This window comes from Telmatocola sphagniphila, assembly GCF_018398935.1.
Classification (GTDB): domain Bacteria; phylum Planctomycetota; class Planctomycetia; order Gemmatales; family Gemmataceae; genus Telmatocola; species Telmatocola sphagniphila.
In genome coordinates this window covers 354,981-380,246 of sequence record NZ_CP074694.1, presented here as the reverse complement: position 1 = coordinate 380,246, position 25,266 = coordinate 354,981, and the positions used below count along the sequence as shown (strand labels likewise).

The 25,266-nt window shown below is 54.0% G+C and carries 16 protein-coding genes; 7 read left to right on the top strand and 9 right to left on the bottom strand.

Features of this window, described 5'->3' with window-relative positions:
* Positions 1 to 5 precede the first annotated feature (5 nt).
* From KIH39_RS01690 to KIH39_RS01675, 4 genes are all read right to left on the bottom strand, one after another.
* On the bottom strand, positions 6 to 1,172 hold the full coding sequence (locus KIH39_RS01690) for a hypothetical protein (RefSeq protein ID WP_213497547.1): 1,167 nt from the start codon (positions 1,170 to 1,172) through the stop codon (positions 6 to 8).
* 142 nt (positions 1,173 to 1,314) lie between these two features.
* On the bottom strand, positions 1,315 to 2,208 hold the full coding sequence (locus tag KIH39_RS01685; RefSeq protein ID WP_213497546.1) for a DUF58 domain-containing protein: 894 nt from the start codon (positions 2,206 to 2,208) through the stop codon (positions 1,315 to 1,317).
* An 82-nt stretch (positions 2,209 to 2,290) separates the two neighbouring features.
* On the bottom strand, positions 2,291 to 3,919 hold the full coding sequence (locus tag KIH39_RS01680) for a HEAT repeat domain-containing protein (protein WP_213497545.1): 1,629 nt from the start codon (positions 3,917 to 3,919) through the stop codon (positions 2,291 to 2,293).
* Positions 3,920 to 4,060: 141 nt separating this feature from the next.
* Positions 4,061 to 7,039: a PVC-type heme-binding CxxCH protein gene (locus tag KIH39_RS01675; protein WP_213497544.1), complete on the bottom strand. Its 2,979-nt coding sequence runs from the start codon at positions 7,037 to 7,039 to the stop codon at positions 4,061 to 4,063.
* Between the two features lie 191 nt (positions 7,040 to 7,230).
* Here KIH39_RS01675 and KIH39_RS01670 point away from each other — a divergent pair, with 191 nt between their 5' ends.
* On the top strand, positions 7,231 to 11,583 hold the full coding sequence (locus KIH39_RS01670) for a PVC-type heme-binding CxxCH protein (protein ID WP_213497543.1): 4,353 nt from the start codon (positions 7,231 to 7,233) through the stop codon (positions 11,581 to 11,583).
* Positions 11,584 to 11,597: 14 nt separating this feature from the next.
* Here the strand turns inward: KIH39_RS01670 and KIH39_RS01665 are convergent, their stop codons facing one another.
* Positions 11,598 to 13,046 carry an APC family permease gene (locus tag KIH39_RS01665; RefSeq protein ID WP_213497542.1) on the bottom strand — a complete coding sequence of 483 codons (1,449 nt, stop codon included), beginning with the start codon at positions 13,044 to 13,046 and terminating at the stop codon, positions 11,598 to 11,600.
* Positions 13,047 to 13,136: 90 nt separating this feature from the next.
* On the opposite strand from KIH39_RS01665, the gene KIH39_RS01660 reads away from it, so the two are divergent.
* The 3 genes from KIH39_RS01660 to KIH39_RS01650 all read left to right on the top strand — a co-directional run bounded on the left by KIH39_RS01660 (position 13,137) and on the right by KIH39_RS01650 (position 17,178).
* Positions 13,137 to 13,925, top strand: coding sequence for a PIG-L family deacetylase (locus KIH39_RS01660; protein WP_213497541.1), 789 nt, complete (start codon positions 13,137 to 13,139; stop codon positions 13,923 to 13,925).
* A 104-nt stretch (positions 13,926 to 14,029) separates the two neighbouring features.
* Positions 14,030 to 15,577, top strand: coding sequence for a phytoene desaturase family protein (crtI, locus tag KIH39_RS01655; protein WP_213497540.1), 1,548 nt, complete (start codon positions 14,030 to 14,032; stop codon positions 15,575 to 15,577).
* A gap of 35 nt (positions 15,578 to 15,612) precedes the next feature.
* On the top strand, positions 15,613 to 17,178 hold the full coding sequence (locus tag KIH39_RS01650) for a phytoene desaturase family protein (protein WP_213497539.1): 1,566 nt from the start codon (positions 15,613 to 15,615) through the stop codon (positions 17,176 to 17,178).
* Positions 17,179 to 17,180: 2 nt separating this feature from the next.
* Here KIH39_RS01650 and KIH39_RS01645 read toward each other — a convergent pair whose 3' ends face one another.
* On the bottom strand, positions 17,181 to 18,200 hold the full coding sequence (locus tag KIH39_RS01645; RefSeq protein WP_213497538.1) for a hypothetical protein: 1,020 nt from the start codon (positions 18,198 to 18,200) through the stop codon (positions 17,181 to 17,183).
* Positions 18,201 to 18,428: 228 nt separating this feature from the next.
* Between KIH39_RS01645 and KIH39_RS01640 the strand changes: the two genes are divergently transcribed.
* Positions 18,429 to 19,157 carry a hypothetical protein gene (locus tag KIH39_RS01640; RefSeq protein WP_213497537.1) on the top strand — a complete coding sequence of 243 codons (729 nt, stop codon included), beginning with the start codon at positions 18,429 to 18,431 and terminating at the stop codon, positions 19,155 to 19,157.
* A gap of 5 nt (positions 19,158 to 19,162) precedes the next feature.
* Here KIH39_RS01640 and KIH39_RS01635 read toward each other — a convergent pair whose 3' ends face one another.
* Positions 19,163 to 20,101: a metallophosphoesterase family protein gene (locus KIH39_RS01635; RefSeq protein ID WP_213497536.1), complete on the bottom strand. Its 939-nt coding sequence runs from the start codon at positions 20,099 to 20,101 to the stop codon at positions 19,163 to 19,165.
* A gap of 73 nt (positions 20,102 to 20,174) precedes the next feature.
* Positions 20,175 to 21,836: a serine/threonine protein kinase gene (locus KIH39_RS01630; protein ID WP_213497535.1), complete on the bottom strand. Its 1,662-nt coding sequence runs from the start codon at positions 21,834 to 21,836 to the stop codon at positions 20,175 to 20,177.
* A gap of 281 nt (positions 21,837 to 22,117) precedes the next feature.
* Here KIH39_RS01630 and KIH39_RS01625 point away from each other — a divergent pair, with 281 nt between their 5' ends.
* On the top strand, positions 22,118 to 22,573 hold the full coding sequence (locus KIH39_RS01625) for a TIGR03067 domain-containing protein (RefSeq protein ID WP_213497534.1): 456 nt from the start codon (positions 22,118 to 22,120) through the stop codon (positions 22,571 to 22,573).
* 9 nt (positions 22,574 to 22,582) lie between these two features.
* On the opposite strand, the gene pyrH is transcribed toward KIH39_RS01625, so the two are convergent.
* Positions 22,583 to 23,332, bottom strand: coding sequence for a UMP kinase (gene pyrH, locus KIH39_RS01620; protein ID WP_213497533.1), 750 nt, complete (start codon positions 23,330 to 23,332; stop codon positions 22,583 to 22,585).
* A gap of 388 nt (positions 23,333 to 23,720) precedes the next feature.
* Between pyrH and KIH39_RS01615 the strand changes: the two genes are divergently transcribed.
* Positions 23,721 to 24,884, top strand: a complete 1,164-nt coding sequence (locus KIH39_RS01615; protein WP_213497532.1) for a DUF1559 domain-containing protein — start codon at positions 23,721 to 23,723, stop codon at positions 24,882 to 24,884.
* Positions 24,885 to 25,266 lie beyond the last annotated feature (382 nt).

Genomic DNA, 25,266 nt, shown 5'->3' with positions numbered 1-25,266 from the left:
CACTTTTAATAGACCCCGACAGTCGTCTGGGTCGCAATTTCGTGGAACGGCCGCACACCGGAAACCCCATCCCAAGGGAACTTATCGAACGGCATTTCCCGTTCTCCCTCGTCCCGTTCCGGGAAGCGGGGCATAAAGAATTCCTTCGTTAGAGTAGTCAACAGCACACGACCGGTCTGACCGTAATCGACCACTTTCGTGTAATCGTTGAACTCGACGACTTGAATCGCCGCCCGCGGTTGCGGAGCGTAGTAGGAAATCTTGTAACCGTCGTGCGGCCCGACCGGTTTGGAACAGGCCAGGCCCATGAGCGTGTTACCATAAGTCGGCGTCATGTAAACCTTGTTCTCCAGCATTTCTTCCATCGCTTCACGCGTGAATTGCGGAGTGAATTCGGTTCCACCGGAGAATATCCCGGTGATGCCCGTGTCGGGAATCGAACGCAGGCTTCCTTCCGGAACCGGATGGCCAATCGCCCGTCGCTTCTCTTCCAGCTTACCGGCCCGAAGCGCGGCATCCAGAGATTCCAGCAGCTTCGGCGTCGTGAACATGCACTTGATGTTGTGCCCGGCGGCGAGAATCGTCAGCGCCTGATCGATGCAATGGTCTTTATAGCGCTGCACCTCGTCGATCTTGCGATCCTTGAGCAACTTCACCACCCAGCGAGGATCGAGGTCGACGCAGAAGCAGATGCCGCCGCGGTGCTGGGCCAGGTGTTCGATGGCCAATCGCAGACGGCGCGGTCCGGATGGCCCGAGCATCAGCCAGTGCGACCCCTTGGGGAAATGCTCATCGGGCAGAGTATCGCTCATCTGCTCGTAGTCGATCCAGTGATCTTCCACAACGATGCGGCTCTTGGGAATCCCGGTGGTGCCGCCGGTTTCGAAAACGTAGACCGGTTTTTTACCCAGATAAGCTCGCGGCACCCACTTGGTGATGTCCGATCCCGGGGCCGCCCGCAGCCAGTCGTCTTCGAATAAATCGAAAAGATTCAAATCGGCAAATCCCTGGATATCCTTCAGCGGATTGAATTTGAACGATTTTGCTTTCTCGAGCCAGAACGGCGTTCCAGTATCGGGGGAAAAGTGCCACTGCACTATCTCTCGAACTTGTTTGTCGAGCGCCTCTTTTGCGTCGTGCACCTTGGCAGACAGAGTGCTATCAGAAGCCATGGATCACTCACCTCGTCGTGCGATTCGGGCGATTCGGTAGGTTAGTTTATTTCTAGTTCGACAGGTTCGGGAAGTCACGGAGAAAGTGGGAAGGTCCGCAATGCTACGAAGGAAATTATCATAACCCAGGAATCGAGGAGTTCTAGAACCTTCTCGTTCGCTGAATAAGATATTCCAACAGCGCTTTGTCGAAACTGATGCTCGTATCTATCGGCACATAGTCGATATTCGCCTTATTGCACTCTTCCTTGTAGCCCGCCTGGAATTCCTTGATCGCGGCCTGATAGTCCGATTTCATTCCCCGGGCGTCGATCACCAGTTTCTCTGAGGATTCCACGTCTTCGAACTCGGTCAATCCTTCGAAAGGGAAATGCACCTCCGCCTCATCCAGGATATGAAAGAGAATGATTTCATGGCCGGAGTGCCGGAAACGATAGAGACTCTTCATCACCGCGTCCTGATCGGTCAGCAGATCGCTGAAGATCATGATCAGGCTCTTGGTTTTGATCAGACTGGCGAGTTGATGCAGTGAACCCGCAATATCGGTCTCACCACTGGGTTTCAGATTCGACAACACGGAAAGAATCGTGCCCAACTGAGTGCGCTTGCTTTTGGGCGGCAGAATGGTCTGTATTTTCTTGTCGAATGTCACCAGCCCGACCGGGTCCTGCTGGTAAATCATCAGATAACCCAGCGCGGCCGCCAGACAGATCGCATAATCGAACTTGGTCAACTCCTGCCGATAGGTAAAAGCCATGGAGGCCGAAAGATCCATGACCAGGTAGCCGGTCATGTTCGTCTCAGCCTGGAATTTCTTCAGATAGTACTTGTCGGTTTTCGCATAGACGGTCCAGTCGAGATCCTTGATGTCATCGCCGGGGACGTACTTGCGATGCTCGCTGAATTCGACCGAAAAGCCCTGGAACGGACTGCCGTGCAACCCGCTGAGGAAGCCTTCAACAATGAACTTGGCACGCAGGTCGAGACGGCTGACCTGCCGAATCACTTCGGGCCGGAGATATTTATCAGAAGCCATGCTAATAGTTCATGGGATTTCGTTCGCGAGTCAACGGGATTGCTAATCCCAATTCATTTTAACCGAGTTTGGCTACCAGGCGTCATTGTAAGCCGGAAGTTTTCAGTTTGGCTTTGGCGTTCTGCCCCAGCTTCGATTTGGGCGATCGCTTGACGACCAGTTTCAGCACCAGGCTGGCGAACTTTTTGTGCCGGGCTTCGTGATCCGCAAAATGGAAGCCCAGATAGTACAGATCTTCCGGTTCCAGCCATTTCACTTTTTCGAGTTGCTGGAAAATTTCCTCGTCATTCTGCTGATGCTGCAAAAGTGTGGAAAAGCTGTGGAGACAGGTATCTTTGGCGCGACTATCTTCACTGAAATCTTTCGCGGAAAGCTTCAAACCAACCGTCGCCAGTTCAAAGCGGGCCGACATGCCGCAAGCGGGATCGCGGGCTAGCGTTCTCAGGAAAGGATAAGCTCGCTCGTAGGCTTTTTTCTTGCGCAGTTCGACGGCAAAAGTTTCCAGTCGCTCGCGCAGATCGCCCGCATCGGTCTCGCCCATCAGAAATACAAGCGAATCGGCCCGGCGATCATTCTCCTCGATATACTTAGTGAGCTTCTTGAAAACCGTATCCCGCCATCTGGCCGGGTACTGTTTGGCAATCGGCACCAGCATGCGGGCATATTGCCAGTATTGATCGGGCGTTTCCGCTTCCAGCAGAGCTTCGGAAAGAAGCTTTCGCCCGCTTTCCAGCTCGGTTAGTTTCCGGGTCGCCGCTTCCGCGAACTTGCGATCCGAACTGCGAATTAACGGAAGCAAAGCCCCGGCCAACTCAGGCGTATCGAATCCCTCGAGCTTATCCATCGCAAATTGCCGGGTGGCCGAATCGACCGCCTTGAACAGTACCAGCCAATCGTTCAGCGATTTGTCAGTGACTTTGACATTTTTCAGCATCATCAAGGCCGGGGCCGCCATGCGAAAATCAGGTTCGCAGGCACAGCCAAACAATATCGCCAACTGTTCTTTGTTCGGTGAAGTGGTGAATTTGCCGATCGATTGCAAGGCCGCCATGCGAATGTCGGGGTTACGCCCAGGCTGTACGCGCTCCCACAAGATTTTGCCGATTCGCGGATCGTCGAAAACCGCCAACAATTTCAATGCCGCCGCTTCCATACTCGTCGCGATCGGCTGCTTTTTGTTGGAAACCAATTCGATCAGTTGATCGGCCAGAGCTTTCCTTTGTGAAGCTCCCAGGTTAGGAATACTTCCCATCATCGAACCCAGAGCCGCTTCCACTACGGCCGGGTCTTTATCCTGAAGGATTTTCAACGCATCCGCATCAGCTCGATCCGCCCCACTTGCGGCCAGAGAAGAAGCAATATACTTCCTCAGACCCGGTGCCACCTTCCCCATCAAGTCCTGCAAGGCCTTCCGCCCCTTGACACCGAGTTTGGCCACGGCGTCCGCCGCCAGTTCGCTCTCGAGTCCGCCATGCTTGATTTTTTCGAGCAATTCAGGCAACGCGGCATCGATCTTAAGCTGGCCAATCGCGACGATGCTGGCGAGGCGAATCCCCTGATCCGTATCTCGTAGGCATTCATGGATGGCCTCGGAAGTATCTCCTTCCCGTTGGCCCAATTCTCCCAGCACGACAATCGCCGATCTTCGAATCTCCGTGGTTTGTTTGGGATCTACGAGCTTCAGAATATTTTTGAGAGGTACCGAACTCATTAGAGAAACCTTTTCAGCGGTCAGCGGTCAGCTAAGATAATGTAGTCGCAGCTTTCAGATTCAACGCTCAGCCAAGTAATTTTCAATGATCGTTGTGACAAATGCCAACCATTTCATTAGCTGATAGCTGATAGCTGATAGCTATTTCAACGACTCCAGATAGGCAATCAGATCCCGAAACTCCTTCAGGGTCATCAACTGCTCCAGTCCATCCGGCATCAGCGATTTCGTGGAAGCTTTACGATCTTCGATATCCAGCTTCGGGATCCGCTCGATCTTGCCGTTACCATCCGCGATGCTGACGGTGCTGTCAAAATTCTCGCTGATAATCAGTCCCAAACGCGATTTGCCATCGACCGTGGTGATCTGCCAGGCCGTGAACAAAGGGGCAATTTCCTTGCTCGGCTGCAGAATCGATTCGATCAATTTTTCCCGCTTCAACGCTCCACCGATCTGTGAGAGTTCAGGTCCGATCATGGCGCCCCGGCCTTGAACCCGATGGCAGCTATAGCATTTCGGCCCGTTGGGATGGAAGAATAGGCGTTCCCCGGCCGCGGGATCTCCCGACCCGGCCAGAATTTTCTCCCAACCGGACTGATCGGTGACGGCTTTCGGCCGACCTGGGACTTTTTCGAGTACGGATCCATCGACCTTTTCCGACAGGCCCTGATGCTTGGCGAAACGGACGAGTGCTTCAGCATACTCCACATCTTTTGCGGTCGATTTGCTGAGATCGGCCAGCACCGATGCTTTTTGTTTGGTATCGAGTTTCAAAGATTGCAGCGAACGCACGGCCTCGAGCGAAATGTCCGATTGCGACTGGTTCAAAAGCCAACCAACATCCTCCGGCTTATTCGCATTCGCCAAGCCCAGGGCCATCCAACTCCTTAAATCTTTTGAGAGTTGGGCATCGGTATAGAGTGTTCGAAAATAAGCTTTGGCTTCGTGATCTTGCCTGATGGCGAGCAGTTTCACAGCCTGTAATCGAATATCCGGCTTCGAGGAACCGGCCCATTTCACGAGAGTAGCAGTTTTCAGTTTGGGTGCATTAGGATCAGCCAGTTTCAGAAATTGGGCCCGAATATTCTCCGGATATTTAGTGTCCTCGAGATAGCGAATCACACCTTCGGAAGCATCGAATTCATTTCGCATCACCGGCTCTTTGAACGCGATCCAATTCTCTGCGGCGACAAAAGTCTCCACCAGTTCGCGCGTCACCGGCTGGACACTCAACACATCGCTGAGCTTGGGATAATAGGCCGATAGTTTCTGCTCCGCAATAATGCGAACCAGCGTCTGCCGAACGACAGGATCGGCATGCGTCAACAAGGCCGAGAGATCTGCCTGGGTTTCTGCTCCCTTGGCCAATTTTCGCTGGAAAGCAACTAGAGCGGCCGTCAATCTTTTCGGGTCCTGGGCGGTGGTGCTGGATGTGACGAGCGACTCCAGCTGGGGCATCGGCATTAATCGGTCCAAAAGATCAATGACGGTTGCACGTACGAAGGGATCCTCGCTGCGACTCTCTTCGAGTGCAACCAGCAGGTCAAAATTATCCGTTAACGCCGCGAGGATTTCCCGGCTGACTTCCGGGTTCGGCTTGGCGACCAACAACGGCATCAGCGAGGGCCGCATGGCTTCGCTTAATTTAGGATCGAATTGCAAGAGCCGAAGAGCTTCCGCCTGAACCGGGGTGTTGGTCAGCATCGCCCCCAGAATTTCGGTTCGCTCCTTCTGCGTGGAACTAAACAAAGCGTGGAGGCTGGCCGTGGCCGCGCGCGGACGGGTTTTGTCCGAAAGCGCTTTAATGACCACATCGCGATCCGCACCACCTCTCTTCACCATCTCCCGAGCGGCCAGTTCCCGAACGACCTTGTCCTCATCGTTCATCAGCCGCTTCAACACCAGATTATTGGTCTGATCGTTGATAATTTTCGGTGAAAAACGACTCTCCGATTTCGGGGCCAGGCGCCAGATCTTTCCTTTGCCGTGCACTGGATAGGACTTATCGACCCAATCGGAAAACACCAGCGTACCATCGGGACATTGCACAATTCCCACCGGTCGGAAGTTCTCATCCCCTTTCACCAGAATTCGCGAAGTTGCCTCGAAACTCGATCCTTTGGGTTTGGTTTCAAACACTTCAATGACGTGATCGCCCCAGGAGGTCGAGAAAAGTTTGCCGTAATAATCCTGCGGTAACAACCCATGCTGATAACACAAAAGACCGGATGGGGCTTCCAGCGTGCCGGCCGCCATCGGCAGGCAGCCGGGGAGTTCCCCATTCCAACAAACGAACGGATGCAAACCTTTGCGTCCATAACGGAAGCGATAACCGTAATCTCCTCCGTCGATGACATGCACCAATCGACAGGGGCCGCGAGCATCCGGATCGTTATCCACAATGAAGAGATGCCCGGCGGTATCGTATGCTTGGGCGAAGGGATTCCAGAAACCGGTGGCGACTCGTTCCAAATTCGAACCATCCGGCTTACAGCGAAAAACGGATCCTCCTTCGCCACCGCCGTTCCATTTCTTGCCGTCGCTGCCGACGATGGAGTAGTTCTCGCCGAGATTTTCTCCCAGTCCGAAAATCATGTGGCCAACGCTATCGAATGCAAAACCGCTGAGGCCGTTATGCGGATAGTCGCCCTTGGTTTCCAGGCGAAGAATCTCTTTTTTCTCAACTACCGAATTACCTTCCTTGGACAGAACGAGTTCCAAAATGGCCGCGCGAGTAGCCAGGAATAACCGGCCTTCCGGACTGAAAGCCAGCCCCATCGAATTCTTGAAACCCTCATAGACCGTTGTGATTTTCTTGGCTTTTCCCGTCTTCGGTTCGAAATCTTCCAGGAGCCGGATGCGATCCGTGGCCGGCCCTTTGTAGTTCGATGGGCGCTGATGAGTATGATTTTCGATGACCCAGATTCGTCCCTGAGAATCGACCGCGATACCAGTCGGGGTCACAATGTCGGGATCACTGGCGACTAGCTGAAGCACCAGGCGATCTTCTTTAACGAACTTGGGTTCCGCCGCCGTAACCTGCGAAACATTCTTGTTGCAGAGCAGTACTGCTATCGTGGACAATAGGAAGGCGAAAAGAGAGGATTTGCAAGCGGACAAGTTTCTACCTCGGTGATCGAAGGATTCGGACTGCGGTTATCGCATGCAAGCGTTCAAAACGGAAACATTCCTAAATTTTTCATCTGCATGCAATGTAAAGTTTGACTGCTTTACTGTACTATAGTTATCAATTGTCTACTCTGTCTTTGCGATACTGAATACGCAAGGATATTCTGTTGCGAGCAAAAGAAATGATCAAGCGTTTACTCTCTTGTCTCTGCATCGCTGCCCTGGCGATAGGATTCAGCGGCCAAGCCGCACCGCCGAAAAAACTCACCCTCCTTTTCCTGGGTGACAACGGCCATCACCAACCGGCCGAGCGCTATCGAACGCTGGCTCCGGTCCTGGAAAAGATGGGAATCGAATTGGTGTACACCGATTCCGTCGATTCTTTGAATGAAAAGACGTTGAGCCGGTACGATGCGATCATGATCTATGCCAATCAGGAGAAGATCAGCAAGGAACAGGAATCGGCCCTGATCAACTATGTCGAGAATGGCAAAGCCCTGATCTGCCTGCACTGCGGTTCCTACTGCTTCCTCAATTCACCGAAGTACATTGAACTCGTTGGGGCTCAATTCCAACGACACGGTACCGGGATATTGAAGACCGAAATCGCCCTGCCCGACCATCCCATCATGAAAGGCTTCCAGCCCTTCGAAAGCTGGGATGAAACCTACGTTCACCACAAACACAACGAAAAAAATCGGACGGTTCTGGAATATCACCCCGAAGGTTCTGGCAAGGAACCCTGGACTTGGACTCGTACTCAAGGCAAAGGCCGCGTGTTTTATACCGCCTGGGGCCATGACGACCGTACCTGGAGCAATGAAGGCTTCCAGCAACTGGTGGCCCGAGGCGTTTACTGGGCCGTCGGTCTCGATCCCGCGACCCTTCCCAAAGCCGATGCAAAACCCAAAATTACCGAACTTCCCAACGATCTCAAACCATTTGAATACGTACCGGCCAAAGTGGCCTTTTATCCTCCCGGCAAAAAAGCCGGCGAAAAACGCGAACCTTTGAACAAGATGCAGAAGCCGCTTTCTCCCGAAGAATCGGTGAAGCACGTCGTTCATCCCGATGATTTCGACATCAAGCTCTTCGTCTCCGAAGAAAAGCTCGGCGGCAAGCCGATCTGCATGAACTGGGATGAACAGGGCCGACTCTGGGTGGCACTGACTTACGATTACCCGAACGAGTTGCAACCCAAGGGACAGGGCCGTGATAAGATCGTGATTTGTGAGGACACCACCGGTAAGGGAGTGGCCGACAAGATCACCGTTTTTGCCGATAAATTGAGTATTCCCACCAGCCTGATTTTCCATCGGGGCGGTGTGATCGTGCATCAGGCACCCGATACCCTTTTCCTGAAGGATAACACTGGAAGCGGACACGCCGATGAACGCCGAGTGCTCTTTACCGGTTGGCATACTAACGACACCCACGCCGGGCCCAGCAACCTGCACTACGGGTTGGACAACTGGATCTACGGCATGGTCGGTTACTCGGGCTTCAACGGCACCATCGGCAGCGAAAATTTCCGTTTCGGCCAGGGCTTCTATCGCTACAAGCCTGACACCAATCAATTCGAGTTTCTGCGCAGCACGAATAACAACTCGTGGGGTATCGGTCTCTCCGAAGAAGGGGTTCTTTTCGGCTCGACCGCGAACGGCAATCCCAGCGTTTACATGCCGATTGCCAATCGCTACTACGAACGGGTACTCGGCTGGTCTTCCAGCGTTCTCAGCGGGATTGCTGGTAATGCCCCAATCCATCCCATCACGGAAAATGTCCGCCAGGTCGACTGGCACGGCGGTCATACCGCCGCCGCCGGGCACGCGCTCTACACGGCCCGCAATTACCCCAGCTACTACTGGGATAAAGTCGCTTTCGTCACCGAACCGACCGGCCACGTGATCTCCACCTTCCAGATCTCCCCCAAGGGAAGCGATTACGTTTCCAAGAACTCCTGGAATCTGATTGCCAGCAACGATGAGTGGACGGCCCCGATCATGGCCGAGGTCGGCCCGGATGGAAGCGTCTGGTACATCGACTGGTACAACTTCATCGTTCAGCACAACCCTACGCCAGTCGGTTGGACGACCGGTAAAGGCGGCGCTTATGAGACAGACCTGCGCGACAAGAAGCTGGGCCGCATCTATCGCGTGGTTCCAAAAAATGCCAAGTCAGAAGTAGCCTTCACCCTGAAAGGTGCAACTCCGGAGAAGCTGGTCGAAACGCTGCGAAATTCCAACATGTTCTGGCGAAATCACGCTCAGCGACTTCTGGTGGAACGGGGCCAGAAGGACGTCGTTCCTCAACTGATGGCACTTTTGAAATCACCCAAGCCGGATGAAATCGGGATTGATGCCGGCTCCATGCACGCTCTGTGGACTTTAGAAGGCTTGAACGCCCTCGACACCGCTGAAACCCAGCAAGCGGTTTTCGCGGCTTTGACTTCCCCCGCCGCGGGTGTCCGCCGGGCAGCAGTTCAGTTGTTACCCCGCACGGAAGCCGGCCTGAACAAACTGCTTGAAAGCAATGTTCTGGAAGACTCGGATGCTCAGGTCCGTCTGGCCGCTTTGCTGACCCTCAGCGAAATGCCTCCCTCCGCCGCGGCGGGCAAGGCCCTTGTACAGTTCCTTGAGAATCCGCTCAATTCGGGTGATCGCTGGTTGCGGGACGCCAGCACGGCGGCCGCCGCGACTCACGCTCCTCATTTCGTAACGGCTCTGTTCGACGCAGCGGCCAAGCAACCTCTGAATTTCTCCCCCACGGAAATCCTGGGTATTGTCACCGAACATATGGCCCGCAGTGGAAAGGGGAGTTCAGTTCTGGACGCGCTCTCTTCGCTGGAGTCCAAGATCGACGAAAAGACCTGGCCGAAGGTTTCCGAACTGGTCAACAGCTATCTGCAGGCCGCGATTAAAGGTTGGACGAAGAAGGGCAGAGTGACTTTGAGCGAGGTTCAGGTGAAGAGCCTGAAGCAGCTCTACCAGAAGGTTAACTTCCAGACCAAAGGGCAATTGTTGCAGGTCGCCCAGCTTTGCGAATCGACGATTTTCGACAAGGAATCCGCGGAGATTACGGAGGCCGGTTTCAAAATCGCCGGAGACGAAAAAGCCCCGGACAACCAGCGCGTGGCCGCCGTTCGTCAACTGGTGCAATTGACTCGCTCGGATGCGAAATCGATCGAAAAACTGCTGGGTTTGATTACGCCGCGGACTCCTCCGGTGGTTTCGCAAGCCGTGGTGGAATCGGTGCTGCAGAATTCCTCGGAAGCGACTGGCACGGTTCTGAAAATGTTCAATTCCTGGTCGCCCAACCTCAAGGGGGCGGCTCTTCGGGAAATCATCGCTCGCAAGAATCTGACACTCGATCTGTTGACCGCCATGGAGAAACAGCAAATCTCCATCTCCGAACTCAGCTTGGATCAGAAGCAGAATTTGGCAAACAATGCGGATCGGCGGATTGCCGAACGCGCGAAGAAACTGCTGGCCTCCGGCGGCGGCATCCCCAACGCCGACCGGCAGAAAGTCATCGACGAGTGGATGTTCACCACCAAGAAAGCCGGCGACTCCAAGATAGGTAAGCAGATGTTCACCAAACATTGTGCCATCTGCCACCGCATCAACGGTGAAGGAAACATGGTCGGACCCGATCTGACCGGTATGTCGGTCCATCCGAAGGAAGAACTGATCGTCCACATCCTCGATCCGAGTCGAAGCGTCGAAGGCAACTACCGCATGTACACGGTGAAGACCGCGGCGGGAACGGTGCTGAATGGTTTGTTGGCTTCGGAAACCAAGACCTCGGTCGAATTGATCGATGCCCAGGCCAAGAAGCAGACAATCCTTCGCGAAGACATCGAAGAGATCACGACTTCGAATAAATCGCTGATGCCCGAAGGGTTCGAAAAGCAGATGAACGCCGACGAATTCGCCAATCTGCTCGAGTTCCTGACGGAAAAAGGAAAATTCGTCCCGCTGCCGCTGGATCGTGTGGCCACCGCTTGCAGCATCAAAGGCATGTTCTTTGACGATGCCGGTATGGCCGAGCGCTTAACCTTCAGCGACTGGAAACCGAAAACCTTCAACGGTGTACCGTTCGTGCTGGTCGATCCCACCGACGGCAAGAGAAACATCGTGCTACTCAATAGCCCCAACGGACTCAAGACGCCGAACATGCCCAAGTCGGTCTCTTTGGCCTGTAACACCGCCGCTCGAAGCATTCACATCCTCGGCGGTATCAGCGGCTGGGGTTACCCGTATGGCGCGAAGGGTTCAACTTCGATGATCGTTCGGCTGCACTACAAAGATGGCAAAGTCGAAGATCATCCGTTGAAGAACGGCGAGGAAATGGCCGACTACATCCGCGTGGTGGATGTCCCCAACTCCAAACTGGCATTTAAAGTTCCCAGCCAACAGATTCGATACCTCTCGGTGACGCCGAAATCGAATGCGGTCATCGAGAATATCGAGCTGGTAAAAGGCCGGGACGAAACGGCCCCGATCGTGGTGGCTGTGACCGTCGAAACGCCTTGATCGACAATGAATTCTTAAGCCGGTCGTTGCACGGCGACCGGCTTATTTCGAAATATTGCAAAGTAAATCAACCCGCCCACCGCGATGAGAATCACTCCTGCGACGGCCTCATTTTGCTGCGTTACAAACATATTCGCGATCACGCCAATCATAAACACGATGTAAAGCACGGGGGGTAACGGATAGCCTGGGCAGCGGTAGGGCAACGGATGCGTGGCCACCGGAAATCTTTTCCGTACCACGAAGATGGAACCGACGGCCAGGCAACCGAACGAGATCGCCCCGAACATCGAAAAATCGGTGATCACATCGAAGAGCGCCTTGCCATTCGGCTTGATGTAGCTGCCTGCCAGAACTATCACAATCGAAATGACACTGAGCGTCACGCCTGCATTGGCTGGAGTATTGTAGCGCGGATGAATCCGGCACAAAATCCCCGGCACCAGTTCATCCTGACCCATGGCAAAGAGCAGTCTGGGTCCGACGAGTTGGTTGCCGTTCAAGGCACCGAGCACGGAAATCATCAGGCAGATCGAGGCGAGCATCAATCCGACTGAGCCGAATATTCGCATGGCATACTCACCGGCCGTCATGCGGTCCTTGGGGAGATTCACAATATCCATGACAGGAATGGTGAGGTAGTAAGCCAGATTCACAGTGACGTAGAGAGCGATAAGAGTCAGCACGCCCGCCACCGCGGCCCGCGGCAGATTTCGGCTCGGATTGGTGACTTCCCCGGCAATGGGTGCAATATTCATCCAGCCGTCGTACGCCCAGAGAATGCCGACCATGGCCGCCCCAAAGCCGCTGAGTTGGGCCCAGGAGAAAGACTCCGGAAAAAGGGGATACAAGCGATCCAGCTTGGGAGCTCCTTCGCCCTGGTAGCCGATGAGAAACAATATTAGTGGAATCACCGCGATCCCGACGAGCGAAAACACTTTGACTGCCGTGATGATTACTTGAATGCGACCTCCTAATAACGTGCCTCGCGCATTCAGCGCTCCGAGTAAAACGATTACTCCAATAGTGATGGCATACTTACCGAGGATGCCGACCACCGGTTCTGGGGAAACGCGAAACAAGGCATCGATGACATCGCTGCACGATTCCGCGAAAATCCAGGCCAATGCTGCCACCGAAGCGGCCCGGATGAACCAGAGTTCGACCCAGCCCCAGAGGAAGCCGAACATTCGGCCGTAGCTTTCGCGAAGGAAAACGTAATTGCCGCCTGCTTTGGGATGAACGATGGCGACTTCGGCCAGGGCCAGCGCCCCCATCAGCGTCAGAAAGCCCACCAGCACCCAAGCGCAAAGAGCCAAACCCACCTGGGGAATGCCCTGAGAGATCGGTTGCGCCTTTTTGAAGACCCCCGAACCGATGACGGTTCCAATGACGATGGCCGTCGCCATCCAGGGCCCGAGTACTCGATGGAGTTGGTGCGGTTCCGCGGAATCTTGCTTCATCAAAGATCGCCTCCGGTATAACGGGCCATAGTCTAATCGGGATATGGGTAGGCCCCCAACTCAAAAATCGGAATTATCTGGAAAGCGTCTATGAGCGATTCGGCAAAGCCTGACAGCTACGATGTTCTTGCGGTCGCCCCGCACCCGGACGATCTGGAAATCCTCTGCGGAGGAACGCTGGCAAAACTGGTCAAACAGGGATATAAGGTCGGCATCATCGACCTGACTTCCGGTGAGCCGACGCCGCGCGGTAGCCTGGAGATTCGGGCCCGCGAAGCGGAAAAAGCTCGCGAAATCCTTAACGTGCCGATGCGAATCAATCTGGATCTGCCCAATCGCATCTTGATGGATGAACCGGCCAATCGATTCAAATTGGCTACGTTATTCCGCCGATATCGGCCGCAGATCGTCATCGGATCGGCCGGCCGAACCCCGGCAGCATCGCCCGATCATCATCAGGGACACTTGCTGATCGAAGCAGCGCGCTTTTATTCCCAGTTAACCAAATGGGACGACCAGTTCGAAGGAACCGCACCCTATCGAGTGCCACACCTGGTTTATGCTCCTTTTCCCTTTGAAGCCGAGCAGCGTAGCTGGCAAGGGACGTTCATCATCGATATTTCGGACACCTTCGAACAGAAAATGCAGGCAATTCAAACCTATGAATCGCAGTTCGATCTGGGCCGGTTTGAGAAGGTCGCGCATTTCATCCGCTGTGTCAACGGAGCCACCGGGGCCCGTTGCGGCTACATGTACGGCGAGCAGTTCGCGCTGCCGACTTCGGTAGGCTCCACCGATCTCTTCACACTGGTGAACGGTTCCAAAAGCCTGCTGTCGGCCAATATTCAACCCGGGAAAGATCACTTGCCCATGGGTTGAGCGGAACTCGATAAAGAGCGTCTTAAAGTCCTTTTGTGGAAAGGGAGTGGTTCATAGACTATGGATGGCTGCATAGTTCGAATTACTAATGGAATGGGTTGACTATGTCGCGACGCAAACCGAGTGTAGTGATCATCGGCGCTGGTCCGGGCGGACTCGCCTCCGCACTGATGCTGGCTCACGCGGGAATACAAGTCGATGTGGTGGAAAGACTTCCGCGCGTCGGTGGCCGCTGCTCCGCAATCGAAGCGGAAGGCTATCGCTTCGACGTCGGCCCGACCTTCTTCCTCTATCCGCTGGTTCTCGAACGCATTTTTCAGCTGATCGGCCGTAATCTCCGCGAAGATATCGAGATGATCCGTCTCGATCCGCAATACCACCTGATTTTCGGTTCGGGCGGCGACATGCGCTGCACGCCGAAAATCGAACCGATGGAAGCCGAGATCGCCAAAATCTGCGAGGCCGACGCCGGTTCCCTGAAGCGATACTTGAGCGATAATCGCACCAAGCTGGAACTGTTTCGCCCCGCCCTGGAAAGCGCATTTCTGAACTGGAAGCGGCTCTTCAAATGGGACCTGATGAAGCTTTTGCCGGTGCTGAAGCCCTGGAAATCGCTCGATTCCGAGCTCAAGCGATACTTCAGCGACCCGCGCGTCCGGCTGGCGTTTTCTTTCCAGTCGAAGTACCTCGGCATGTCGCCGTTCCAGTGCCCGAGCCTGTTTTCGATTCTGTCGTTCCTCGAATACGAACATGGCGTTCATCACCCTATCGGCGGTTGTGCGGCCGTTTCGGAAATGATGGAAACTGTCGCCCGATCGATGGGTGTGAATTTCCATCTGGGCGAAGCGGTGGAGCGCATTCTCTTCGAAGGCAAAAAAGCCGTGGGCGTTAAAACTCGGGAGCGAGAAATTCGCGGGGATGCTCTGGTCATCAATGCCGATTTCGCCCAGTCCATGACGAAACTCGTTCCGAACAATTTGCGAACTCGCTGGACCGATGAAAAGCTGGAAAAGAAGCGTTACTCCTGTTCCACCTTCATGATGTATCTGGGCATCGAAGGTCTGTACGACCGGGTGGCCCACCACACGATCTATACCTCGAAAACCTACGAGCAGAATCTGCGCGACATCGAGTTCAACCACGTTCTCGGCGAAGATCCTTCCATCTATGTGCAGAACGCGGGGGTCACCGATTCCACCCTCGCTCCCCAAGGGCACAGTACTCTCTATGTCCTGGCCCCGGTCACGCACAAGCATCCCAATGTCGATTGGTCGAAGGAACTCCCCGCTTTCCGCGAGAAAGTGCTGAAGCAATTGCCTAAAATCGGCATCACCGATCTGGAAAAACGCATTCGTTTCGAAAAGATCATCACCCCCGCCGACTGGGAACAGGGCTACGAGGTCTACAAAGGGGCGACTTTTAATCTCGCTCATAACTTGAAGCAGATGCTGCACCTGCGGCCGCGAAATCGCTTCGAAGATCTCGATTCCGTCTATCTCGTCGGTGGTGGAACGCACCCTGGCAGCGGTCTGCCGGTCATTTACGAATCGGCCCGGATCACCAGCCGAATTCTCCTGAATGATTTCGAGCTGGATTCGACCTGGCTGGATGAGGCTAAAGCGGATCCTCGAGCGAAACTGACGATCTCCTGACAGCCCCTGGATTGGCAACACCTGAAGGACTCGACATGGCGGAAACTTTGAAAGTGGCAATCGTCGGCGGCGGCTTAGGGGGGTTGGCCTCAGCCTGCGTACTGGCCGCTCGAGGACATAAAGTCACACTGTTCGAAAAGAACGAATGGTTTGGCGGTAAAGCGGCTGTGCTCGAGGAAAAAGGCTTCCGCTTTGATATGGGCCCGACCATTCTGACCATCCCCGAAGTTCTGCGCCGGATTTTCGGCGAAGCCAAAAAGAAGCTCGAAGATTATCTCGACCTCATTCACCTCGATCCGCAGTGGCGCTGCTTCTTCGAAGATCAAAGCGTTCTCGATCTCGAAGCCAACGTTCCTCAGATGATGAAGCGTCTCGACCAGTACGCTCCCGGGCAGAACGTCGGCGAAAACTACGGTCGCTTCATCGACTTTGCCAAGCGGATGCACGCCATCTCCGAAAGATTCTACTTCTGGAAATCGATCGGCGGCATTAAGGACATGTTCCAATTCAAGAGCAGCTTCCAGCCCAAAGTGCTCGGCGATGTGCTCTCCATGCGCATGGGATTCTCGGTGGCCGGCACCGTGCGAAAATATGTGCCGAATCCAAATGTTTCCCAGATGCTTGATCACTTTACCCAGTACGTCGGCAGCGCCCCCGATATGTCTCCGGCGGTGCTTTGCGGCATTGCACACATGCAGACCCAGGATGGCATCTGGTATCCGCGAGGCGGCACCCGAGAAGTCCCGGTAGCCTTAACCAAGCTGGGCGGTGAACTGGGGGTCGATTACCGCAACAAAGTGGAGATCACTCGCTTAACAACCGATTCCCGAAATAAAAAAGTGACCGGCGTGGTGACCTCCACCGGTGAGAAGTACGATTTCGACGTCGTCGTCTCGAACTCCGATACGGTTCGCACGCATCGCGAATTACTGGAGGATGTGCCGGCAGCCAAGAAGTTCGAGAACCGCCGCAGTTACGAACCGGCCTGCTCCGGCGTGGTTCTCTATCTCGGTCTGGATAGACGCTACGAACAACTTCTGCACCACAACTTCGTTTTCTCCAGAGATCCCCATGTGGAATTCGAACAGATCTACCGCGAAGGCAAACCCGCGGAAGATCCCACGGCCTATCTCTGTGCTCCGGCGATCTCGGAACCGGAAGTGGCCATCCCGGGCGGTGAAGCGTTATACATCCTGGTCCACACTCCCTATTTGCGGCCCGGACACAACTGGACGAAAATGCTACCGGAGTATCGTCAGGTTATCCTGAAGAAACTCGAAACTTGCGCGGGCATGAAGGACATCGAAAAGCACATCGTTTACGAATCGGCCCTGACGCCGCAAAGCATTCACGATCGCTATCGGGTGCTGAATGGGGCCATCTACGGGTTGGCTAGCCACGGGAAATGGGCGGGAGCTTTCAAACCCGCCAATCGCAGTCCCGATCTGGAAGGTTTGTATTTTGCCGGCGGTTCGGCTCATCCCGGTCCCGGCATGCCGATGGCCCTGATGTCGGGTTGGATCGCCGGAGACGTAGTCGATCAGGACGCTCGGATGGGCGACCCAAAACCGATCAAGGAACTCTCAGCCGCCAGCTTATAAAGTTAGCGCTTTCCCGGTTTAGCCACCTGGGAGACCACTTTGATCGCATACTTACCGTTGACCACCAGAACTTTAAAGGTGGTCTGACGGATATCTTCTTCCTTGCGGTTGTGGAAGGCCATCGATTTTTGGGCCAGTTCTTCCTCAACATCGTGCGGGAAGAACGCCACCATCTGCTCCGGTCTGAAGTCCACTCCCAATTCCGAAATCACCCCTCTTATCGAAGACCAATCCTCATCGACGAAAAACAGCGCACTCAAATTCATGTCATCGGTATACTTCTTCGGTTTAGAACCTTTGCTGAGATCGGTGAAAACGATCGCATCGTTCAGCCCTTTGCTTCCCGGTTTCTGGAATAGGATGGTCGCTTTCATGGCCGCAAGTTGATCGAGGTAGTTTCGGGCATCGTCCGTCTGAAACTGAATGATCCAGCCCAGCGCTCGTTTCTTGGATTTGGCTCGGTCGCTGTCGCCCCCCTCGCCTCTCCCAGTCTGCCCGGAATTGCCCGCCCCCGCCTCGTTCCCTTTCCCCTTTTTATCGCCGATACCTTTCAGCAATTCATCCCGCAACCCCTGATCCATCTTCTCGAGTTTCTCCCGAGCGGCCGAGTTCGCCACGATATCGATGATTTCATTATCCGATTTCAGATCGGGAACCCACTGACTCACCGAGACCTTCACTTTTTCCAACTCGACGGCGGGAATCTCCGGAGAACTCACCGAAGGCAGATTCGTGGTATCGCTATTCTCCGTTTTGGAACCTCCGCCCGAACCCTTGCTGCCCTCCTCATCATCGCCCGAGTCATTGGAGATGGTAACCGATCGGAAAGGAACTTCCGCCTTGGGGGTCTTGAGATTCATCAGCCGGGCCACGATGAGAAAAAACAGCCCGAAAAGTATGATGTGAACGGTCAGGGAGGCCAGACCGGAAATCGAAAATTCAAACCGGGGAGAGTAGTGCTGCCAGAACTTCGGATCGGGCGGTTCCACTTCTGTTTTGGCGGCTTCGACGGTGGCACTCATGGATATTTCTCCTATAGAATCCAGACTATCCGTCTTTTCAGGGATACGCAATTGGCAATTTTTACAATCGACAAGTGCCCCGACGCCGGTCAAAATATACCGTATGGATCGGAAGCGCCTTAAGGGAACTATTAATCTTCTATTGATTCCTGCAATAGTGCTGGTTATGGTCCCGCTTTGTCGGATATTCTGGTAAATGAGGGAATATCCGTCGGGGGAATAAAAATCATGGAACGCATGAATCGTCGTCAATGGCTGAATTTGGCTGGGGCCCAGGTCGGTGGCCTCTATTTTGGTTCGTCGCTTCTGGCTCAACAGGGCGGCGATTTCAACGAGCGAGCCATTGAACCCCGCATCCACCGCGAAGATAAAAGCGATATCTGGACGCTGCACTTCAACTTCAAGGATCCCCGAGTGATCACGGTCGATGTACCGGGCCGGGGAACCAAGGTGGTCTGGTACCTGCTCTACAAGGTGATCAACCGCACGAATGCCGGGCAGAAGTTCTATCCCGACTTCGAATTGGTGACGCTGGACAAGCATACCGTCCATTCCGACGAAATCTTGCCGTCGGTCGAAGACGCCATCAAACGGCGCGAAGACCCGACGAATAGACTCGATATCAAGAATTCGGTCACAATCTCCAAGGACGATATTCCCGTCACCAAGGCCGATTCGTTCCCCCGGGCCGTTACGGGTGTGGCGATCTGGTCCGACGTTTACGACCGGGCCAAGGACACCAACCGCTTCAGCATATTCGTCACCGGTTTATCCAACGGCTGGACCATGGATGACGACAAGGTGATTCGGCGCAAGACGCTGCAACTGAACTTCCAGAAACTGGGCGATGAAAATCAGTCGGATATCCGCTGGGTAGATAATCCGGAGTGGCGTTATCGGGCTTCGGCCAAGGCCGAGAAGAAGGAACCCGAAAAGAAAGAAAACGACAAGAAGTAAAGCGATCAGCGATTTTCGAGAGGGACTTGAGACTTGGGCGAGTGCGATCGTCCAGGTCTTTTTTTATTCAGGGCGGCATCTCCGAAGGTCTGTTCCGATAGTTCGCCCGTCGGCCAATTCAACCGAACCAGCCTTTTGAAGTGATAGTCGCCCCCGACGTTAATTCCCTGCAAAGATTCCAGCTGGCACTTCCGGGCATAGTGGGTGTGCCCGCAGAACACGAAGGGAATCGAGGATAGATTCTTCTTGCTCAGCTCTTCCAGCTGGAGGTTCCCCGAAAACGCCGGCCAGAGGAGTTCATCCAAGGTGCGCGGCTCCGCGGTGGGATACATCAGTTCCTGAAGCGGCGGATGATGGGTGACCACCAGACTCTGATACCCGGCATCGAGTGCGCGGTTCAACTGGCCTTCAAAGCGACGGACAATCCACTCGCAGAACGTTTGATCGGTAAAGTCCCAGCGGATGAAGTTGGCGTCGTTATGCATGCCGCGGCTGAAGCGCTTGCTCGACAGGCGTTCCTGCCAGTCGGGCACGCGTAACCGCAATTGCTCCGCTCCCCAGCTGCCATCGTACCAGTTCATCGAGCCGATGATTGCGAGGCCTTCGTGGGAAAATAGATAAGGTGCATGATCCAGGTAATGAAAGCCGTAGCGATCGCACAGTTCGGGAATATAGCGATCGTAGACCTGAAATGAATCGCCCCGCTCATCGCCCTGGCGCACCCAGATATCGTGATTTCCGGGTACGACGAGCTTTTGACATTCCAGAGCCTGGAATAGCGACAGGCAGCGTTCGAATTCTTCTCCCGCACCGATATCTCCGGCCAGAATCAGAATATCGGGGGTGTTATCGGCCAGATCTGAATAGAGATCGAGTGTCGCCTGATACCCCGAGGTATGCCGCGTACCAAAATGTAAATCCGCAGTCACTGCGATCTTGATCATGATAGATCCCCATCCAAGGCATCTATCTCCATACTGACCTTTTTCGCCGTTTTTTCCAATAGGAAAAATCGACCTAATAGTCGGAATGAGCCATCACCGGCAAAACGAAGTCAATTTGGCCGATGACATTACCATTTTGACCGACAAACAGCTTCAACGGCAGTGGCCCCGGCGGGCAATCGGGCGGCAGCATCAGGCTGTAATGCTGGGTAACCGCATTCCCCTCCCAGGAAAAGGATTTCTTGGCTTCATCGAGCATTCCGAGCGAAGCGTGCAAATGAAAAGCCAATTTGGAACCGCGCCGGATAATTTCTTTCAAGGGGATATTGCCCGCTATCCGCAACGGCAGGTTGGCTTTGGAAATTTCCGAAACAATCGCCGATTTTTCGGAAGGATTGTGCACCACCAGATGAATGAAAGTATGCTTGCCCGCCCGACCATTCCCCTGGCAGAAAATACTGACCTGCACCGGTTCGGAAATTTCTCCCACGAACCAGCCGACCACTTTTTTCAGTCCCGCCGATTTCACCGTCGGTTCCGGTAAGGGCATTTCTACAGGCCCGCGCGGTAGTTTGGGCTCCATAGGGGGTAATTGAATGACCATACTGCTCTTGGGCGGTGGAGTGCGGGCATCGATCGGAAGAGGTGCAGGCCGTGGGGGCGGGGTCAATACCGCGAGATCTTTCAGTTCGGACATTACCATGGCCAATCGCGAGTAGCGATCGAGCGGCGATTTCTCCATCATTCGCTCGATGCATTGCACCAACAAGCCCGGCGTCTGAGGAATCAAGCTGCTGATGGGCGTGGGCACTTTACTTTGGTGAGCGGTAATCTTGTCCACGAAGTTGCCGCCGGGGAAAGGGAATCGCCCGGTCACCGCAAAGTAGATGGTGCAACCCAGACTATACTGATCGCAAGTCGGAGCCCAACGCGACGAATGGACCACGACTTCCGGAGCCGCACACTCGAGCATGCGGCCCACCGCGGTCGCGGCGGAACTGGTATCGAGCAGAGACTCGTATTCCTCGCAGTTTTCGGCCAGGATTGCCCCGATCCCGAAATCCAGCAGATGGACCGTTCCCCCTTCGCCGATGAAGACGTTGGAAGGTTTCACCATCCCGTGCAAAATCTTATGTTCGTGGCAGACATCCAGCATCCCGGCCAGACTCACGGCGATGCGGGCCGCTTCTTCCGGAGGCAGCGGGCCGAATTCGCGAACAATTTGCTCGAGCGAACGCCCTTCCACCTTGGGCCAGGCCAGATAATGCAGCCCGTGCGAAGTTCCCACGTCAACGAAAGGAACCAGCCCTTCGAGTAACGGGATTTTTTCGAATGTATCTACCTGCTTACGTGCGAGCTTGGTATTCCACATGTTGCGCTTCGGCAGAATCTTCAGCGCATAGGGCTTTTTATCGCCGCGTCCGATGGCGGAATAGACAGCGCCGAGACTTCCGGTACCCAGAATATCCTTGATGGTGTACGCGCCGATACACAGGCGTTGCGACTCTCCTTCAAGAATGCGTTTGGCCTGAAAAGACGTAATGATCCCCAGTTGAACGAAATGCTCGGAGACTTTCACAGCATCATTGAATGGATTCGACTTCTGGTAGGATTCCAAGGTGGAATTTACCAGCGATCGATCCGCAACTTTCGACTGGATAACCTGGCCGGCAAACCAATCACTGGTCCCTGGCAGGATCTTGGTCACGGTAGTCATACGCGTTAACCTCTTCATCTCGGGCATTCCGCTATCGCTAATGAACAGCGACGTGTTCGCTCCCATCCACCTCAGTCGGGAGAAGGCGAGTACACGACGCAGGCTACTAATTCGTAGAGCGCCTGGAATGAAATGCAAATGTCACAAACGGCATTATCGGAATGTCTTGCCTTTAGCCTCACTCGTTGCATGATAACTCAGAACCTGTCTGAAACCGCTTGAGTCTGGGGATTAACCCAACGATCAAAGGGCAGTGCTTCTGATCTTGGTAATCATTTCTTAATTTCGGAGAGTATTGAATGCGAACCGCGATGACCTTCGGCACCTTAGTTCTATGCAGTCTCATGGGAACGGCGTCCGCTCAAAAAGCCGACAAGTTCGATCCCTATCTGATGATCGGAGATTGGAAAATCACCGAAGGCACCAAAATGGGCGAGAAATCGGAGGAAAAGGCCCTCTTGGGTAAGATTGTCATCAGCAAGGACCTGATCCAGATCTTCGGTACCGATAATTCGAAGGCGGAACACGAAATGAGCTACAAACTGGACACGAAGACCATGCCAGTGACAATCACACTGACGGGCAAGGAAGGTCCGGCCAAAGATACAACGACTGAGGGAATCGTGGAAGTCAGCAGCGATACTCTGAAGCTATGCTATGCCTTCCCGGGCGAGAAGAAGCCGTCCGAATTCGGCTCCAAAAAGGATAGCAAGAACTTCTACTTCATCCTTAAGAAACAAAAAGACAAAAAGTAGCTGTTTCCTCTATTTGAGACTATCCGTCACGAGCGTGCCTATCGGGTGCCCGGCCATGGCCCGCTCGATATTACCTACCTTCTTATAATCGAACACCAGAATCGGAAGCTTGGCTTCCATGCAGTGATCGATCGCCGACATATCCATGACGCGAAGATTTTCGCGAACCACCTGCTGGTAAGTCAGTTTTTCGTAGCGCACGGCGTGCGGATTCTTTTCAGGATCGGCACTGTAAACCCCGTCGACACGGGTAGCCTTCATCAGAATGTCGGCTTCGAGTTCCCGCCCTCGCAGAGCCGCCGCGGTATCGGTTGTCACGAACGGGTTGCTGGTTCCCCCCGAAAGAATGACCACGCGTCCTTTTTCCAGGTGCCGAAGTGCCCGTCGACGTACAAAAGGTTCGGCCACCGATTCCATGCGGATGGCGGTCATGAGCCGGGTTTCGACTTTGTGAAGCTCCAGAGCATCCTGGAAGGCAAGACCATTCATGACGGTGGCCAACATCCCCATGTAATGTGCTGTGGCTTCGCGAATGGCTTCTCCGCCCGCGGAAAATTGAGCTCCGCGGAGAAGATTACCGCCGCCTACAACAATCGCCAGTTGGACGCCGCGATCCACAACCAGTTTGACTTGGCGGGCGATTTCGAGCGTTTCGTCGATGCTGATACCCGTTTTGCCGCTCTGGCCAAACGCCTCGCCCGACATCTTCAGGATTACGCGTTTATACTTGGGGCGCAACGAATCGGGAGTTTCGCTCATGGATACCTTTATTCAGACGGAAGGATTTCCAAAAATTATAGATCAACTTACCCAGTTGGCGAGGATCTCCAAAATGATCCCCAAAAATCGAAAGTAATTAACATTACTTTATCTGAACAAGATTATTTTAACAAATCGATCAAACCTTGTTTTTCCTAACATTTTAAAAATTTCTCATAAAAATAATAATATTTTGAAACCATTTCTTGACGTGTGGCGTTATAGTGATTATTAATTATTGAGAATATTTCATAAAAGTGAAGTCGCGGCCTCATTTCCTTCGATTTCACTGAATTCGTAACGACGGAACCTGGACTCCCGAGCTTTTGCAAGAGATTCGCTTTCGCTAATCTCTTTTGTCTTTTATTTCTTTTTTTGGGAGATTTTAATGTTCTTGCGATTGCGAAGGCCCAACCTACGCGCCTTCACCCTCATCGAATTGCTGGTGGTAATCGCGATTATCGCGATTCTCATCGGCCTGCTCCTGCCGGCTGTGCAAAAAGTCCGCGAAGCCGCCGCGCGGATGAAATGCCAGAATAACCTGAAGCAAATCGGACTGGCGGTCCACAACTACGAAAGTGCCTACGGTTTCTTACCGGCAGGACTTCTCGGCCCCACCACGGCGGACCGATTCTTTAACGGCCCTAACTCGGGTGGGGCACAGAATAACAATCAGTTTATTGGGCTGCTCCCCCAGATACTGGCCTATCTGGAGCAAGATAATCTCAATAAAGCCGCGCTGGCCGTTTCTCCAGTCTGCTGGAACATGAACATCAACCAGTCAGATACGAGCCCCGCAGGCCAGCAACCACCTGCCCCCTGGTTCTACGGCACACCTTCGGGAAATCCTTACCCCCCACTGGTCTACCAGATCGCGGCCAAGAAAGTCCCCAGCTTTATCTGCCCCTCCTATCCGTTACCGAACGCGGCCTATGTGTTCATTGGGGGACCGATCCAGTGGAACGACACTACAAATTCGGTCTACTTCTCCGGTGGATGGTATGAGGATTATACGGGAGGCGGAAACACTTATGGAATGTTTGGCACTACGAACTATCTGGGTGTCGCCGGATTGGCGGGCCCCTCGGCCACGGGTGGCTCTGCCGCTTTTGGCAAGTATCAGGGCATTTTCAGCGATCGCAGCAAAGTTACTCTGGTCGGCATTCAGGATGGCTCCAGCAACACCCTGATGATTGGCGAAGTCTGCGGACAAAAACAAACCAGTGCAAAAACCCTCACCAACGGGGTCGCTGGAACAGACTCTACTCCCAATGCTTATGACTGGAGCTGGATCGGCGCCGGCGGCTTGTACACTCGTCGGGGGTTGGGTCAGGGGATGGACGCGGAATTTCGACAGTTCAGCAGCTTCCATACAGGAATCGTCCAGTTTGTTATGGGAGACGGTTCCGTTCGCGGCCTAAGAGCGGGCTCCTCCAATAACATCCCCGCCGCCGGGGCGACTACCGGCGGAGGCACCGATTGGTGGGTGTTTCAAGCCCTCGCCGGCAAAAGCGATGGCGTGATAACCGATTTTAGTTCCATCAGCAACTAACCCCTTTCTAATCGAGTTCCGAGCTCACGTCGGCACTCGATTTTTCTCAGATCAGTCCCTTCAGGAGCGTTGAATGCGCAATTTTTTGATATTGATGATTTGCTCTGCCGGCTTCATTCTCAGTGCGGGTTGCAATGACACTACACGCCCGCAGGCGAGCGGCGCAAACCCGGACGGAGCCAGCCGGCCTAAACCGGACGAGAATGGCAGTCTTCCAAAGAGCGGCGCGGCCCCCAAAGGCGCTATGAAACCGGTTGCTGACTAAATCCAAGCGAGCTTTTTGGCTTTGACAGAATTTACCCCGCCATCGCCCACAATCGCGGGGTTTACAAAAATGGCCGTTCCTCTTTAAATCTGTGACCTCGTTCCGATTCAATTCGCC

Coding starts and splice junctions, on each gene's coding strand:
- pyrH (WP_213497533.1), bottom strand. CDS start 23,332: ATGAGCGAAACTCCCGATTCGTTGCGCCCCAAGTATAAACGCGTAATC.
- KIH39_RS01645 (WP_213497538.1), bottom strand. CDS start 18,200: ATGAGTGCCACCGTCGAAGCCGCCAAAACAGAAGTGGAACCGCCCGAT.
- KIH39_RS01690 (WP_213497547.1), bottom strand. CDS start 1,172: ATGGCTTCTGATAGCACTCTGTCTGCCAAGGTGCACGACGCAAAAGAG.
- KIH39_RS01665 (WP_213497542.1), bottom strand. CDS start 13,046: ATGAAGCAAGATTCCGCGGAACCGCACCAACTCCATCGAGTACTCGGG.
- KIH39_RS01650 (WP_213497539.1), top strand. CDS start 15,613: ATGGCGGAAACTTTGAAAGTGGCAATCGTCGGCGGCGGCTTAGGGGGG.
- KIH39_RS01685 (WP_213497546.1), bottom strand. CDS start 2,208: ATGGCTTCTGATAAATATCTCCGGCCCGAAGTGATTCGGCAGGTCAGC.
- KIH39_RS01625 (WP_213497534.1), top strand. CDS start 22,118: ATGCGAACCGCGATGACCTTCGGCACCTTAGTTCTATGCAGTCTCATG.
- KIH39_RS01680 (WP_213497545.1), bottom strand. CDS start 3,919: ATGAGTTCGGTACCTCTCAAAAATATTCTGAAGCTCGTAGATCCCAAA.
- KIH39_RS01640 (WP_213497537.1), top strand. CDS start 18,429: ATGGAACGCATGAATCGTCGTCAATGGCTGAATTTGGCTGGGGCCCAG.
- KIH39_RS01615 (WP_213497532.1), top strand. CDS start 23,721: ATGTTCTTGCGATTGCGAAGGCCCAACCTACGCGCCTTCACCCTCATC.
- KIH39_RS01635 (WP_213497536.1), bottom strand. CDS start 20,101: ATGATCAAGATCGCAGTGACTGCGGATTTACATTTTGGTACGCGGCAT.
- crtI (WP_213497540.1), top strand. CDS start 14,030: ATGTCGCGACGCAAACCGAGTGTAGTGATCATCGGCGCTGGTCCGGGC.
- KIH39_RS01630 (WP_213497535.1), bottom strand. CDS start 21,836: ATGAAGAGGTTAACGCGTATGACTACCGTGACCAAGATCCTGCCAGGG.
- KIH39_RS01660 (WP_213497541.1), top strand. CDS start 13,137: ATGAGCGATTCGGCAAAGCCTGACAGCTACGATGTTCTTGCGGTCGCC.
- KIH39_RS01670 (WP_213497543.1), top strand. CDS start 7,231: ATGATCAAGCGTTTACTCTCTTGTCTCTGCATCGCTGCCCTGGCGATA.